This is a genomic window from Flavobacterium rhizosphaerae (assembly GCF_046000445.1).
GTDB lineage: Bacteria > Bacteroidota > Bacteroidia > Flavobacteriales > Flavobacteriaceae > Flavobacterium > Flavobacterium rhizosphaerae.
Genome location: NZ_JBELPZ010000027.1, coordinates 1 through 13,879 on the forward strand (window position 1 = coordinate 1; position 13,879 = coordinate 13,879).

Below are 13,879 nucleotides of genomic sequence, written 5' to 3' on the forward strand. Positions count from 1 at the left end.
CTTTTCCTTTACAAAGCAAGCTTTTTGAAAAGTATTTTTTTTTAATACCCTTACTCAAAACTAACCCCGTAATCCCTATCGCAATATGTAAAGAACGCTGCTCTAATGCGGGTGCAAAAGTAACACCCTTTTCCGCTTTTCCAAACTTTTTGAAAGCTTTTTTTAGCTTTTTTTTAACGTAAATCAGCAAAAGGCTGATAACCTGAATATTCGAAACAAAAATATTTTTAGAAAAAAATTAATTAATCAAAGCGAAGTGCTTTTACGGGAGAAATTTTAGTAATTATATAAGAAGGTATAAGTAATAATAATAAACATATAATTATGGTGCCGGCATTAACTAAAAGTATTGCCGGCACATCTATAGTTACCGGCGCTACCGTTACATAATAGTTTTCTGGCCTTAATTTTATTATTGAAAAATACTTTTGGGCAAAGAGCATACCCAAACTTATAAGGTTACCCCATATTAGCCCCCTTATAATTATATGGGCTGCATTATATAAAAATATTTTGCGGATGCTCCAGTTTGATGCCCCCAATGACTTTAGTACCCCCACCATTTGGGTACGTTCTAAAATAAGTACCAGCAATGCAACCACCATATTTATGGTGGCAACAACTACCATAATAACAATAATGATAAGTATGTTTACATCAAAAAGCTTAAGCCAGTCAAAAATATTAATGTATTTATCTTTAATTGTACGGCTTTTAAGCATAGATGGGGTTACATTATAAACTTCCTGCCCTTTTTCGTCTATTTTATCAAAATCATCAATAAATACTTCAAAAGCACCTACTTCGCCATTTTTCCATTTATTAATACGCTGCACATGCCGTATATCGCCCAGCATGTAGGTAGCATCAAATTGCTGAAAGCCACTGCTAAATACCCCTACAAGCTTAAACCTCCTCAAATTGGGCATACCATTACCCCCTTCTTTCATAAAAAAGGTATTAAACTCGTCGCCAACTTTTAATTTAAGGCGGTCTGCCATGTATTTAGATAAAATTACTTCGTTATTAAGTTTACCCGTTAAGTCAGGTTTACGCCCATCAACTATATAATCTTTAAGTAAATCCCATTTATAATCTTTACCCACACCTTTAAATATAACCCCCTCAAAAGCATCTTCGGTTCTTATAATGCCTGCTTTAGAGGCTACCGCCTGCACATGTTGTATGCCTTTTACGTTTTTAAACTCAGGGTAAAAGTCCTGGTGTATGCTAATAGGCTCTACGCTTACATCTGATTGGTTATCATCAAAGTTTGAAATAATTATATGCCCGTTAAAAGCTGAAATTTTTTCGCGTATTTTATCCTGTAGCCCTACCCCCGCGGCTATAGCTATAATCATCATAATTATACCCACTGCAATGGCAACAACAGCTATTTTTATTATTGGGGCGGATATGCTACTTTTATGGTGTTTTGTGGTAACAAGCCTCCGGGCTATAAAATATTCTAAATTCAACAGTTGTATGATATCAGGTTCGTTGTTCAAAAATACAGTTTTATTCTTATTAATTGCGATTGCTTCTTGTGGAAAAAAGATTGACAGCGCAAAGCCCGAAGCGGCAAACCAGTTTAACGAAGCAATAAAAGAAAACAAACCCGACATAACAAATACTACCCAAACCAATAACCCTATAAAAACAGGCGCTGAAAATTATGATGCCTATTTACCGTTACTGGAAAGCAAAAAAATAGGGATTGTTACTAACCAAACTGGCGTTATACCTTTTACTTATAGATATACAGCCACAAATGAAGATGGTGAAGATGAGCCTGCTTATGCAACAGATACTATAAGCATTGTAGATTTCTTTTTAAAAAGCCAAAATGTAACAAAAATTTTTGCCCCCGAACATGGGTTTAGGGGTACTGCTGATGCAGGGGAACATATAAAAGATGGTAAAGATGTAGAAACAGGGCTGCCAATTGTTTCTCTCTACGGCGATAATAAAAAGCCAAAAAGTGAACAACTTGCGGATATTGATGTTATGGTTTTTGACCTTCAGGATGTAGGGGCGCGTTTTTACACCTATATATCTACTCTACATTATATGATGGAAGCCTGTGCCGAAAACAACATACCGCTTATTGTTTTAGACCGCCCCAACCCTAATGGCAATATTGTTGACGGCCCTATACTTGAAAAAAAATACCAGAGTTTTGTAGGTATGCACCCAATACCAATTCTACATGGCATGACAATTGGCGAATATGCCAAAATGATAAACGGTGAAAAATGGCTGAAAAATGGTGTGCAATGTAACCTTACTGTTATACCCTGCCTTAATTATACTCATGATATGTTTTATCACCTGCCGATAAAGCCATCTCCTAACCTGCCAAATGATAAAGCCATAAACTTATATCCAAGCCTTTGCTTTTTTGAAGGTACCAATGTTAGTGTAGGCCGCGGTACCGAACAACAATTTCAGATATACGGATCGCCATATTTGCCAAAAACAGGTTTTAGTTTTACACCGCAACCTAATGAGGGTGCTAAGAACCCGCCTTATAAGGGCATTACCTGTTATGGCGAAAATCTCTCTGACATACCCCAATTAAACAGGCTGGAATTAAAATGGCTGATTAAAGCGTATAATGAAACCTCAGATAAATCTAAATTCTTTACCTCCTTCTTTACCAAGCTTGCAGGAACAGAACAGCTTCAACAACAGGTAACATCAGGCATGACAGAAGCTGAAATACGCAAAAGCTGGCAACCCGGGCTTGAACAATTTAAACAAACACGCAGGCACTACCTTATATATAAAGAATAATCTTAATATTTACACAAAGTTATTTTTGTTGCGGCAATGGTTTTGTAATTTTAAAACTGATAAGTAACATTAAAAAACTATAACCATGAATATCCCTGAAACACTAAACAATCTGGTTGATTATGTTGTCAACTTTATAATTAAAGTAAAAGGCTACATTGAAGATATTATTGCCTTTTTTGAAGATTTACGAGATAAAATAGAAGGCTTGCTGGAATATATTGATGATAAAATTCAAAGCATAGAAGGTATTGTTGGAGAGCTTAAATATCATACTGAAGAAGAAGAAGCCGCCACCGTATAATACTTGGTATCATAAAATAAAAACCTCCTTTAACGGGAGGTTTTTATTTTATAGCTGTTTTTGCAAGCGGCATTTTATCATTACCACGCATTATAACGAGATTTTCTTTTTCATTTCTTCTACAATATTATATGCGGCAGGGCATATTGCCACATTTTTTAAAGTGAGGTTGCTAATCTGCTGAAATTTTTTCCGGTCAGTATGGGGATATTCTCTACAGGCTTTTGGGCGCACCTCATAAATAAGGCAGTAATTATCAGCATCAAGAAATGTACAGGGTACATTTTGCAACACATAGTCTTTATCTTCATCAACACGCAAATACTGGTCTATAAACTGTTGCGGCTTTAGCCGCAAGTGCTTTGCTATACGTTCTATATCGGCTGTAGTAAATAAAGGCCCGGTGGTTTTACAGCAATTGGCACAGTTAAGGCAGTCGGTTCTCCTGAATTCATTTTCATGTAGATCCTGCATTATATAGTCCAGGTTTTTAGGCGGCTTCTTTTTAAGCTTATCAAAAAACTTTTTATTCTCGTTATGCTTATCTTTGGCAAGTTTTGCTAACTGGTTTACATCTTTTTCCACAACTACATCTTTATGCATTCAGCAGCAAAATTAAATTAAAATACCTAAACATAAGGAACTAAATATGAAAGACCTTTTTGGAAAAGCAATACTTGATTACCAAACCGGGAATAACCCGGAAAACCTGATAACCGAAACTTCTATAAGCGAAGCTGATGAGATGAGTGTGGCATACCTTTTCAGATCGTATAAAGATATGCCTGCCATAGAACAAAAAGCACTGTCTCTTGCGCGGGGTATCGTGCTTGATGTGGGGTGTGGTGCCGGGAGCCATAGCCTTTACCTGCAAAATGAAATGAAACTTGATGTTACCGGTATAGATATTTCTGAAAATGCTATTAAAGCCTGTAAGCTGCGTGGAATAAAAAAAGCACGAACTGTTGATGTAATGACAATAGAGAATGAAACTTATGATACTTTACTATTGCTTATGAATGGGGCGGGAATGTGTGGAAAACTCAAAAAAATTTCCACATTTTTAGAACATCTAAAAACACTTATAAACCCGGATGGACAAATATTGCTGGATTCATCCGACATTATTTATATGTTTGACGAAGATGAGGATGGTGGTAAATGGATACCCGGCGATACTGACTATTATGGAGAAGTTATTTTTGATATATCCTATAAAGGTGAACATGAAAAACCTTTTAACTGGATGTATATTGATTATAACACCCTGCAAAATGCCGCCATTGCCTGTGGCTTTAGCTGCGAACTGGTTATGGAAGGGGAGCATTATGATTATCTGGCCCGGCTAACCGTGCAGCAGGATTCAATTTAATAATAAAGGGCAGTTTTTACTGCCCTTTATTATTAATTACTGCCCTGAATATTTCATTATAATATTCTGGAGGTTCATGCTCCATTCCTGTATTTTAGGCATCATAGACTCTGTAAGCTTAGCGGCATTATCAGACATTTTTTTACCTATGGGCGACTCATAAAATTGTATAAGCTGCTTAATTTCGGCCTGGGTAAAGTTTGTTGTATAAAAATTTTGCTGCGCTTCTAAAATAGGTTTTAAAGATGCATCAAACTCTTTCAAAAATGCTTCCTGCTTCGCTTTAGGTATCATGGTAATAACCTGCTCTTTAGCCAGTGCTATCTGCTCATTAGCACCAGATAGCTCCAAAAATTTATTAACGTCTGCCTTAAAGGCTTCATCCTGTGCAAATGATAATTGTGCTGTTAGCAACACTGCAAATACAAAAAGTAACTTTTTCATGTTCCTGAATTTTATTTATTATTTATGGTATGTTTAAATATTTATGTGTTTGCAATGATACCCTCCACTTTGGGTTTTCCATCACATACTCTACTATAAGCGGGGTCATTTGCTCTTTTTTACTCCACTCCGGCTGTAAAAACAGTATGGCATTATCATTAATTTTTGCGGCCTGTTCTTCAGCAAAAGCAAAATCATGCCTGTTATGTATTATCATCTTAAGCTCATGTGCATGATGATAAATTTCTTCGGTTGGCAACTTTGTTTTTTTAGGCGAAAGGCAAATCCAGTCCCATATACCCGTTAACGGATAAGCGCCACTGGTTTCTATATGTATTTTGAGCCCTGCATTTTTAAGCTTGTGGGTAAGTGGCTCCATATTCCAGCTTAGCGGCTCGCCTCCGGTAACTACTATTGTTTTGGCATAACGGGCGGCATTAGCCACAATGGCTTCTGTTTTTGTTGGAGGATGCAAATCGGCATTCCAGCTTTCTTTTACATCGCACCAGTGGCACCCCACATCGCAACCGCCTACCCGTATAAAATAGGCAGCTGTGCCGGTATGGTAGCCTTCACCCTGAATAGTATAAAACTCCTCCATAAGGGGTAACATTTCCCCTTTTTCAACTTCAATATTTACTTCTTTATGTAACATGGCAAAAATAATAGTGTGCAAAGATACATATAAAATCATCTTTAGACCCTATTAAATAAAAAGACCGGCAAAACGCCGGCCTTAGATATAATTTATTTAAGCTTATTTATTTAACTGTTCAAGCTGCTGCTTTGCATAAGCATCTTCAGGATCAAGCTCCAGCACTTTATTAAAGTATTCTGTTGCTTTTTGCTTATTGGTTACAACGTAATAAGCACCCGCGTTAGAATATGCTTCAATAAGGTTTGCTTTTTGCTTCTGAACTTCTTCAGGACCTTTCTCGGTTACAATCCTTATATAATTATCGTAAGCCTCTGCCATTTTTCTATATGCCTCTTCAGATTGCAGGTTTTGGTTGACCCTTGCTTTGTATAGATAAGCATCCTGAGCATCCGGAGACATTTCAACCACTACAGCAAGAGCTGAATCTGCTCTTTGAAGTTGCAATGTATCCTGTTTTTTATCTTCTTCTGACATATTTACGTGGTTATAATAAACCGAGTATGCCAGGTAGAAATTATCATAAAACAGGTTCCTGTTATCAGGGTTGGTTGTTGCTATATCAAACACAACCGCTGCAGGGCCATACAATTTCTGACCGAAAAGTTTTTTACCAATTGCATTAAACTCATTGGTAATTTCAATATCCATTTCTGCCGCCTTTTTAATATTCTCAATAGCCTCATCAAACACTACCTGATCTGTTATAGTAGCATTGCCCTGCTCATCTTCACCAACTGAAGTTGCAAGTTTTGCAAGGCCTAAGTAAAGGTAGTCACGTGCAATTAAACGCTTAGGGTCTACTTTAGACATAAAATCTTTCATAGCCGTTAAGCTTTCTTCAAAGTTGCCGTTTTCATAAGCAGAATAAGACAGGTAACGTAATATCCTTGGGTTAACCTGGTCTATCTGCTGCATTTTTTTAGCTTCCTGTTCAAGGGCTTTATAATCTCTTGTAAGCACCAGGAAGTCAGCATGCCTCATCCTTGAGTCTAAAGAGTAATCGGTAAGCTTCATATATTTCTCATAGTAATCAAGCGCCTGCTTAATATACTGGTTGTACTTAGCAGTATCAGTATTTGCCCATAAATAATAAGTTTCGGCAAGTTCCCTATATGCAGGCCCGTAATTGGCATCCTGAGCTATGATATCATTAAATGCTTTTACCGCTTCAGGAAATGCTGCCCTTGTATTTTTGGTAAGCACCCCTAACTGAAGTTTAGCCCTAAGCAGGCCGTTATCCAGCTGAGAGGCAGTCCTAAACGCCCTATAGGCTTCATTTTGCTGCTTATCCCTGTAATACGCTTCACCCAGGTTAAGATATGCTTTTGCGCTTTTATCGTCTTTTTCTACAGCCTTTTTAAGTATTTCAATAGCTTTTTTATAGTCCGGGTTGTCAGCATATATATAGGCACGCCCAATATACACCAGCTGGTCTACATCCCTGCGGCGCATTTCATCCTGAACTTTGTCAAATTTCACTTTGGCAGCTGCGGCATCACCATTATTAAGGTCGATGTTACCAAGGCCTATTAAGTTATATTCAGCATCTTTTTTTACCGATTTTCCCTGGTTGAAAAAGATAGCAGCAGAATCCTGCTTTGCCTGGGTAAGGTAAATATCTCCCAAAAGAAAGTAATTTTTTCCTTCGTCCGGATTAGACGCTATCAGGCTTTTTAGCGTGTTTTTAGCCTTTTGATATTGTTCAGCATCAATTGCTTTAATGGCATCATTAGCGTCCTGTGCATTAGCCATACCAAAAAGCAGTAGTGATAACCCAAGGAATTTAATTTGTTTCATTTTGATCATTTTAATTTTCTCCTTTATTTAGTAATATATTATTATAATTTATTTCGCACCTGTATACTCCTTTCGGGTATGGTTTCCGGCAGCAATCCTGATTTTAAAATAATACGCTGCCCGTCCGGCGCACTTATATAATTTGCAAAACCCATGCCTAAGCCATTTTTACCCTGATAATTTAACACGTAAAGTGTACGTGTAAGCGGGTAATTACCTGTGGCAATGTTAGTTTGGCTTGGTTTAAAATAAGCATTTGCTTTACCCTTTTTAACATTATTCACACCCAGTACTTTTATATTTTCCACATAAGTAAGCAGTTCTGAGGGGGGCTGTACAATCCAATTTACACCTACTAAACCAATAGCACCCGGGTTATCGTGCACATACTTAATAACATCCTGTGCAGTGCCCTGCGAATATACATTTTTTTGCGGTAAACCGCTAACACCCGCTTCATTAAGCATAAATTTTGTTACGCTGGAATTGGCATTGTCAAACACAAGCCGCTTAACTTTTTGGGACTCTGAGCCCTGTAGTATTTTAAAAACCTCATTGAGGTTAACAACCGTGTCTAAAGAAGACTTGTTGATTATAAGGGCTATAGCATCTGTAGCAAATGGGATAACTTTAGGGGTTATACCCTTATCGGTAAAATGTTTTTCTTCTTCAGGTGTGAGTTTTCTGGCCATAACAGCCACTTTGGCCGTATCCTGCTGCAATGCCTGTAACAAAGCATTTTCGTTAAGGTTAACCTGTTTTATTTGTGCACGTATATATATACTTTCAAAAACAGCCAATACATCTTCAACTATGGGCTGAATGGTATTGTCTACCACAAACGTAGCTGTGCCTGCGGTAAGGGTTTCCTCCACATGAGCCGAGTTTTCCCCTCCTTTTTTACATGCAAATATGCTGCCCGCAACCAGTAAAGCAATTAAAAATATCCTTAAAAAATATTTCATTATAATTTATTTTTGGACTATCCTGCTACTCCTCTGTAGATTTATTTCTGCTTTGGATGAGCCTGACAAACCTGAAAAAAGAATATACTATTAGCAATATACCTAATGCCAGGCGTTGGTTTTTGCTAAGCCCCAACGGGATTACATTCCAGAAAATAATCATAAGGCCAAGCACCAGGTAGAGCATAAAAAACACCAGCCCTAAAACAAACAGAAATCGCTGTACCAGCGATTTCTGTGATTCAAGACGCGATTTTCTTTTATAAGCCATCGCCATATTTTATTTACGAACGGATATTGATAACAATTGGCAGGTTATACCTTGCCCTTACCGGTTTACCATTCTGTATACCCGGATTCCATTTTGTTTTCAAAGACTTTAGAACACGCTCAGCCTCTTTACCCAATCCATAACCGGGATCGCGGGTTACTTTAATATCTGTCATGGATCCGTCTTTTTCAACTACGAACGAAACAAATATACGGGCCTGCATATTTTGGTCAATATCAGGAATCCTGAAATTTTTATTTACATAATTGTAGAAAGATGCCATACCTCCGGGGAATTCAGGCTGAACCTGAAGGCCTGCCAATGTATACACCTGGTTATCATCCACCTCTACACCCCTGTCTAAATCTCCGGGTGGCTTACCGATTACGATATCACCCATATTAGGGTCTGCATCGGCGTTGCGGGAACTTGGGTCAGCTTTTTCAAACTGCTCCACTTTAGGTGGTTCTTCAACAATTTCCTCTTTCTTTTTAACCTCAAGCGGTTTGAATTTTACCTCTTCCACAACCGATTTAGGTGCCTGGTACTCTTCAACCACTGGCGGTGGCGGTGGCGGCACCACTTCTTCTACCGGTGGTGGTGGCAATTCTACCATCTCTATCTTGGTATCGAGAGTCTCTGCTTTGTCTTTATCTTTACCAAAATCTATCGCGCCGATAATTTTAGGGGAAGACACTGCAAAAGCAAATAAAACTACTCCAATACCCAAAGCGATCATGGTAGTTTTTGGATTTTCTGAACGAAGCTGGTAAGCGCCATACTTTTTGTTACGGCCTTCAAAAACCATATCAATCCAGTCTCCGCCAAATATATTATTTTTAGACATAATCTATAGTTTTTTAGTTAGCAGGAAATTAATACATTCCTTTTTCCTCTAACAGTTTAATTTCCGGATCTGATATCTCACCAATAGCATAAAGCTGTACTTTGGTAATTGCCATTTCATCAAGTATATCTACCAGGTTTTTGTAGTTTGTCTTGTCGCTTGGTTTAATACTTACAATAAGACCTTTCTCCCTGTCATCTCCATACACCTGTTTTACAGCAGCTGTTCTCTGTAAAAGTGCCTGGCGTATACCTTCTTTACCATAGCCTGTAGCTGTTGGCGGTATAAGCGGCTGGTCAAACTGGCCTAAATACCAAAGCACTTTATTATCTTTACCCAACAATACAGTCATCGTCCTGTCATCAGGAACCTCTGTTGTATCATCAGGTAAATCTTTATTTTTATCTGGCATAGCCACATTCATAGACTGTGGTTTAGACAGTGATGTGGTAAGCATAAAGAATGTAATCAAAAGGAATGCCAAATCCACCATCGCGGTAAGGTCAACCCCGGGGTTTGACTTCTTACTTCTTACCTTTTTACCTTTGCCTTCGCCGCCGCCGGTATCTAATTCTGCCATGTTATTTTTTTTTAAATAATTTTAAAAATCTTCGTCGCGTAGATTGGTCACCAAAAAGAATTTATTCTTTTTCTGTTCCTGTAATATATCTATTATCCTTTTTATAGTTGGATAATCTTCGTCTGCATCACCTTTTATAGCAACTTCAACATCTTTTAATTCAACATCTTCACCTGCATTAAGCCTGTCAGTAAGCACCTGGCGGTTAGCTTCCCTTGCCTGTTTTATCCATACCGAAAGCTGGTCGTTAACAGAATCGTACGGGATACCATGCTGTATACCTGCATTTCTCTCGGCAGCAGGCAATTTCAAAATGCCATTTAACTGGTTAAAAGGCACGCCGAAACCATCCATATTTTCGAAAGCGTTATATTCTTCTTCCGTAAATGTAAGGCCTTTTTCTTCAGCCACACGTTTTAATGTCTCCCTGCGAAGGGCTCTCGGGATATTGAAGAACACTTCTTGATCCCCCACTGTTATGGCTGCAACGCCTTCCTCCGGAAGTTTGGTCTGTACTGTAGAAGCAGGAGTATCCACAATTTTGGGCTCCGGTTGCTTTGCAGTAGCAGTAAGTATAAAGAACGTCAGTAACAGAAACGCCACATCACACATAGCGGTCATGTCTATCCTGGTGCTCTTTTTTGATATTTTAACTTTAGCCATTTGTTATTTAATTAGTTACAGCAGCAGGAATATAAAATTCCTGCCATACTGTAAACTGTTTTTATTTCTATATCAACTACTCTTTATTAGATGCTATTAGCACGTGCCCTCATCCTCCTATACGTTTGGGTGATGGTAAAACCTGCCTCATCTATTGAGTATGTTAATTTGTCGATTTTAGAAGTAAATGAGTTGTATGCTATAATTGCAATTGTAGAAGTACTAATACCTGTAGCGGTATTAATAAGTGCCTCAGAGATACCATTTGCAAGCTGAGCAGAGTCTGGTGTTGAACCGGCTCCAAGAGCAGAGAACGCCTTGATCATACCTGTTACTGTACCTAACAGACCGCATAGTGTACCAATTGACACAAGAGTTGATATAATTACAAGGTTTTTTTCAAGCATTGGCATTTCAAGAGAGGTAGCCTCTTCTATTTCCTGCTGTATAGCAGCTTCTGCCCTCTCACTGTCAAAACCTTCTCTTTTTACTTCTTCGTATTTCAACAAGCCAGCTTTCACTACATTAGCAACTGTACCTTGTTGTTTGTCGCACTCAGCCATAGCTTCAGCTATATTACCTGCAGCAATCTGAGCCTGTACTTTTTTCACAAAAGCTTCAACATTACCGTTACCAGAAGCCCTGTTTAAAACAAACAGACGCTCTATAGAGAACACTACTGCCATAAGGAAAAGACCCATAAGCACCGGTACCACATAACCTCCTTTGTAAACCATAGCAAGATAGTTACCCGGAATAGGATGCCCGGCTTCAGCGCCATTATTAATCATTTCTTCCGCATTCTCGAAGTTAGAAGGAGCGCCCATAATAAATTTCCATACTAGGATACCCACAATAATACACGAAATAATTGCGATTACTGCGAATAAACCTGATCCTTTTGAAGAACCACCTTTCTTTTCAACTTTAGGTGTAGATGCTTTTGCCATTTTAATTTAAAAATTTAGTTTTTCTGATTTTTTAATTTATAAGTCTTATTCTTTGAATAAATATTTACAATAAGATTGGCAAATTTATATTATTAGAGGATAAAAAAAAACAAAATGTTTTTTTTTCTTAATTCTTAACAATAATTTATTGCTGACCACTCGAAATCGATTGAAGTAAATATGACCATAACCCATTATAAAATTACTATAAAAAGATTTTAAAGACCTATTGTTTAATAATATTCCTGAAATATTTCTGAATACGTATAAATAACACAATTCTATATTATTTATTGTGCGGTGTTACTATTTATTTATATTAACATATAACATACTTTAAAAAACAACAAAAAAGTAAGGTATTGCTTACAATAAATTAATAATATTTATTTTTATACCTAAAAAATATAAGTTTATACTAATGTAGCATCAGGATTTATCCAGCAACTCGAGAATACGGTTTTCGACTGCAGGACTTTGCCAGTTTTCTTCAATACCTTTTAAATTCATCACCTCCTCAATAATTGCTTTCTGGCGGTCGCCCTGCGCCAATGCTTCGGCATATGGCCTGTAGCTGAAGGTTACCCTGCTGTATAGTGGCTGCCATTTATCAGGGTGCTTTTCAGAAAACCATTTTTCTATTTTCTTTTGCAGGTGAAATTTTACATCGGCAGTTTTTGAACTCATTTCCTGAAAATTCCTGTATGAAAGCTCAGCAATGGCATCGGTATCGGGCTTGCGGCTTTTTTGGTACTCCTTTAATATAGTATGCCAGTCATTACCATATTGCTGCATCATTTGGTTTAGCACTGTAATATCTTCAAACCCTGCATTCATCCCATGGCCATAAAAAGGCACAATGGCATGGCAGGCATCACCAATAAGCGCTACTTTATCTTCATACGTCCAAGGATAGCATTTCATGGTTACCAGTGTACTTGTAGGATTTTCAAAAAAATCTTCTACCAGTTTTGGTATTACATCTATAGTAGATGGAAAATGTGTTGCAAAAAAATCTTCTAGGGCCTTTTTGTCTTTTAAAGCTTCAAAAGAGTTTTCTCCTTCAAAGGGCATAAATAAGGTGCAGGTAAAACTACCATCCAGATTTGGCAGGGCTGTAAGCATAAATTCATTACGCGGCCATATATGTAATGAGTTTTTATCCAGTTTATGGCTACCATCTGCATTGGCCGGTATGTTGAGTTCTTTATACCCTATGGGTAAAAATTCCTGAGAATAGTTAAACATATTTTGCCGCTGCATGCGGTGGCGTACACGGCTAAAAGCACCGTCTGCACCAAACACCATATCATACGGCAAATCTTCCCACGGGCCTTTTTCGGTTTCTCCTTTGTGCAGTGTTGCCGTAGCCAGGGTAACATCCCAAATGCGCTGGTTGAAGAAGAATTCTGCGCCTTCGGCTTCGGCAAGGTCTACCATCTTTCTGTTGAGTACCCCCCGGGAAATAGAATAGATGCTTTGACCTTCTTTACCATAATACTGGTATGCCAAAGGTTCGCCCACTAAATGTATAGCACGCTTATCCATAGGTATGGCTAACTTTCTTATCTCATCACCCAGACCTACATCATCAAGTGCACGCCAGCCGCGATGCGAGACCGCAAGGTTAATAGAGCGCCCTGAAAACTGTATAGTACGTATATCGGGATTTCTGTCGTAAACGTGAACGGTATGGCCCGCCCTTTTTAAATATATTGCCAGTAAAGAACCTACAAGCCCTGAACCTACTACGGCAATTTTTAGCGAAGTTTGCATGAAATAAATCTATAAAACACAAAAGTACTTAATAAATAAAAGCCCCCTGTATTTTAAGGCAATAAAATGCTTCTTGTTAAATTAAGAAATATTTGGCTATTAAAGGTTTCTTAATTAATTGAAACAGAAGCGCTATAATACCTAATTTTATTCCACTAACTATTTAAAACATTAAAGTTATGAGAGATTTAATCTGGTTAATTGTTGTAATCCTTATTATAGGGTGGCTTGTAGGATTTTTTGGTTTTTACGAATCTGTAGGATCATTAATCCACATTTTATTAGTATTAGCTATTATTGGTATTTTATACAGGCTGGCAACAGGAAGAAGGCCATAAGGCAAATGGCAATACCGCTAAGTAACAACTATGAAATAAAGAAGGGGCTGTCTCAAAAGTGAGTCAGCCCTATTTTTTTTAAACAAATAAGGGAGCCCGCGGGTTCCCTTTATTCTGC

Annotated in this window: 17 protein-coding genes; 4 read left to right on the plus strand and 13 right to left on the minus strand. The window is 37.8% G+C overall.

The features are described 5' to 3' along the window. Both ABS766_RS16215 and ABS766_RS16220 read right to left on the minus strand, forming a co-directional pair. Positions 1 to 190 (minus strand): hypothetical protein (locus ABS766_RS16215; RefSeq protein ID WP_408086247.1); only part of this gene is annotated, 190 nt, incomplete at its 3' end. 52 nt (positions 191 to 242) lie between these two features. Beyond that, positions 243 to 1,478, minus strand: a complete 1,236-nt coding sequence (locus ABS766_RS16220) for an ABC transporter permease (RefSeq protein ID WP_408086262.1) — start codon at positions 1,476 to 1,478, stop codon at positions 243 to 245. Positions 1,479 to 1,485: 7 nt separating this feature from the next. On the opposite strand from ABS766_RS16220, the gene ABS766_RS16225 reads away from it, so the two are divergent. Further along, entirely contained in the window at positions 1,486 to 2,796 is a 1,311-nt protein-coding gene (locus ABS766_RS16225) for an exo-beta-N-acetylmuramidase NamZ family protein (RefSeq protein WP_408086248.1), read from the plus strand. 85 nt (positions 2,797 to 2,881) lie between these two features. Next, a complete protein-coding gene (locus ABS766_RS16230) occupies positions 2,882 to 3,100 on the plus strand; it encodes a hypothetical protein (RefSeq protein ID WP_408086249.1) in 219 nt (72 codons plus the stop codon). A 90-nt stretch (positions 3,101 to 3,190) separates the two neighbouring features. Here the strand turns inward: ABS766_RS16230 and ABS766_RS16235 are convergent, their stop codons facing one another. Beyond that, positions 3,191 to 3,703 (minus strand): YkgJ family cysteine cluster protein, encoded by a 513-nt coding sequence (locus ABS766_RS16235; RefSeq protein ID WP_408086250.1) that lies wholly within the window; start codon positions 3,701 to 3,703, stop codon positions 3,191 to 3,193. Between the two features lie 46 nt (positions 3,704 to 3,749). Here ABS766_RS16235 and ABS766_RS16240 point away from each other — a divergent pair, with 46 nt between their 5' ends. Beyond that, complete coding sequence (locus tag ABS766_RS16240) at positions 3,750 to 4,472, plus strand: class I SAM-dependent methyltransferase (RefSeq protein ID WP_408086251.1); 723 nt, start codon at positions 3,750 to 3,752, stop codon at positions 4,470 to 4,472. 36 nt (positions 4,473 to 4,508) lie between these two features. Here ABS766_RS16240 and ABS766_RS16245 read toward each other — a convergent pair whose 3' ends face one another. The 10 genes from ABS766_RS16245 to ABS766_RS16290 form a co-directional block, all read right to left on the minus strand. Then, positions 4,509 to 4,916: a DUF2059 domain-containing protein gene (locus ABS766_RS16245; RefSeq protein ID WP_408086252.1), complete on the minus strand. Its 408-nt coding sequence runs from the start codon at positions 4,914 to 4,916 to the stop codon at positions 4,509 to 4,511. 22 nt (positions 4,917 to 4,938) lie between these two features. Continuing rightward, a complete protein-coding gene (locus tag ABS766_RS16250) occupies positions 4,939 to 5,571 on the minus strand; it encodes a 7-carboxy-7-deazaguanine synthase QueE (RefSeq protein ID WP_408086253.1) in 633 nt (210 codons plus the stop codon). Between the two features lie 102 nt (positions 5,572 to 5,673). Beyond that, on the minus strand, positions 5,674 to 7,371 hold the full coding sequence (locus ABS766_RS16255) for a tetratricopeptide repeat protein (RefSeq protein ID WP_408086254.1): 1,698 nt from the start codon (positions 7,369 to 7,371) through the stop codon (positions 5,674 to 5,676). Positions 7,372 to 7,412: 41 nt separating this feature from the next. Then, entirely contained in the window at positions 7,413 to 8,336 is a 924-nt protein-coding gene (locus tag ABS766_RS16260; RefSeq protein WP_408086255.1) for a PstS family phosphate ABC transporter substrate-binding protein, read from the minus strand. Between the two features lie 25 nt (positions 8,337 to 8,361). After that, a complete protein-coding gene (locus ABS766_RS16265) occupies positions 8,362 to 8,607 on the minus strand; it encodes a hypothetical protein (RefSeq protein WP_408086256.1) in 246 nt (81 codons plus the stop codon). 13 nt (positions 8,608 to 8,620) lie between these two features. After that, positions 8,621 to 9,454: an energy transducer TonB gene (locus tag ABS766_RS16270; protein ID WP_408086257.1), complete on the minus strand. Its 834-nt coding sequence runs from the start codon at positions 9,452 to 9,454 to the stop codon at positions 8,621 to 8,623. A 28-nt stretch (positions 9,455 to 9,482) separates the two neighbouring features. Continuing rightward, complete coding sequence (locus ABS766_RS16275; protein ID WP_408086258.1) at positions 9,483 to 10,034, minus strand: ExbD/TolR family protein; 552 nt, start codon at positions 10,032 to 10,034, stop codon at positions 9,483 to 9,485. A 21-nt stretch (positions 10,035 to 10,055) separates the two neighbouring features. After that, complete coding sequence (locus ABS766_RS16280; protein WP_408086259.1) at positions 10,056 to 10,697, minus strand: ExbD/TolR family protein; 642 nt, start codon at positions 10,695 to 10,697, stop codon at positions 10,056 to 10,058. A gap of 86 nt (positions 10,698 to 10,783) precedes the next feature. Further along, the gene (locus ABS766_RS16285; RefSeq protein WP_408086260.1) at positions 10,784 to 11,647 is read right to left on the minus strand and encodes a MotA/TolQ/ExbB proton channel family protein; all 864 of its coding nucleotides are present in this window, start codon (positions 11,645 to 11,647) and stop codon (positions 10,784 to 10,786) included. Positions 11,648 to 12,076: 429 nt separating this feature from the next. Then, positions 12,077 to 13,423, minus strand: coding sequence for an FAD-dependent oxidoreductase (locus ABS766_RS16290; RefSeq protein WP_408086261.1), 1,347 nt, complete (start codon positions 13,421 to 13,423; stop codon positions 12,077 to 12,079). A 179-nt stretch (positions 13,424 to 13,602) separates the two neighbouring features. Between ABS766_RS16290 and ABS766_RS16295 the strand changes: the two genes are divergently transcribed. Next, positions 13,603 to 13,761 carry a lmo0937 family membrane protein gene (locus ABS766_RS16295; protein ID WP_108776633.1) on the plus strand — a complete coding sequence of 53 codons (159 nt, stop codon included), beginning with the start codon at positions 13,603 to 13,605 and terminating at the stop codon, positions 13,759 to 13,761. Positions 13,762 to 13,879 lie beyond the last annotated feature (118 nt).

Coding starts and splice junctions, on each gene's coding strand:
- ABS766_RS16265 (WP_408086256.1), bottom strand. CDS start 8,607: ATGGCTTATAAAAGAAAATCGCGTCTTGAATCACAGAAATCGCTGGTA.
- ABS766_RS16285 (WP_408086260.1), bottom strand. CDS start 11,647: ATGGCAAAAGCATCTACACCTAAAGTTGAAAAGAAAGGTGGTTCTTCA.
- ABS766_RS16275 (WP_408086258.1), bottom strand. CDS start 10,034: ATGGCAGAATTAGATACCGGCGGCGGCGAAGGCAAAGGTAAAAAGGTA.
- ABS766_RS16230 (WP_408086249.1), top strand. CDS start 2,882: ATGAATATCCCTGAAACACTAAACAATCTGGTTGATTATGTTGTCAAC.
- ABS766_RS16270 (WP_408086257.1), bottom strand. CDS start 9,454: ATGTCTAAAAATAATATATTTGGCGGAGACTGGATTGATATGGTTTTT.
- ABS766_RS16255 (WP_408086254.1), bottom strand. CDS start 7,371: ATGAAACAAATTAAATTCCTTGGGTTATCACTACTGCTTTTTGGTATG.
- ABS766_RS16250 (WP_408086253.1), bottom strand. CDS start 5,571: ATGTTACATAAAGAAGTAAATATTGAAGTTGAAAAAGGGGAAATGTTA.
- ABS766_RS16225 (WP_408086248.1), top strand. CDS start 1,486: ATGATATCAGGTTCGTTGTTCAAAAATACAGTTTTATTCTTATTAATT.
- ABS766_RS16240 (WP_408086251.1), top strand. CDS start 3,750: ATGAAAGACCTTTTTGGAAAAGCAATACTTGATTACCAAACCGGGAAT.
- ABS766_RS16290 (WP_408086261.1), bottom strand. CDS start 13,423: ATGCAAACTTCGCTAAAAATTGCCGTAGTAGGTTCAGGGCTTGTAGGT.
- ABS766_RS16245 (WP_408086252.1), bottom strand. CDS start 4,916: ATGAAAAAGTTACTTTTTGTATTTGCAGTGTTGCTAACAGCACAATTA.
- ABS766_RS16260 (WP_408086255.1), bottom strand. CDS start 8,336: ATGAAATATTTTTTAAGGATATTTTTAATTGCTTTACTGGTTGCGGGC.
- ABS766_RS16280 (WP_408086259.1), bottom strand. CDS start 10,697: ATGGCTAAAGTTAAAATATCAAAAAAGAGCACCAGGATAGACATGACC.
- ABS766_RS16295 (WP_108776633.1), top strand. CDS start 13,603: ATGAGAGATTTAATCTGGTTAATTGTTGTAATCCTTATTATAGGGTGG.
- ABS766_RS16235 (WP_408086250.1), bottom strand. CDS start 3,703: ATGCATAAAGATGTAGTTGTGGAAAAAGATGTAAACCAGTTAGCAAAA.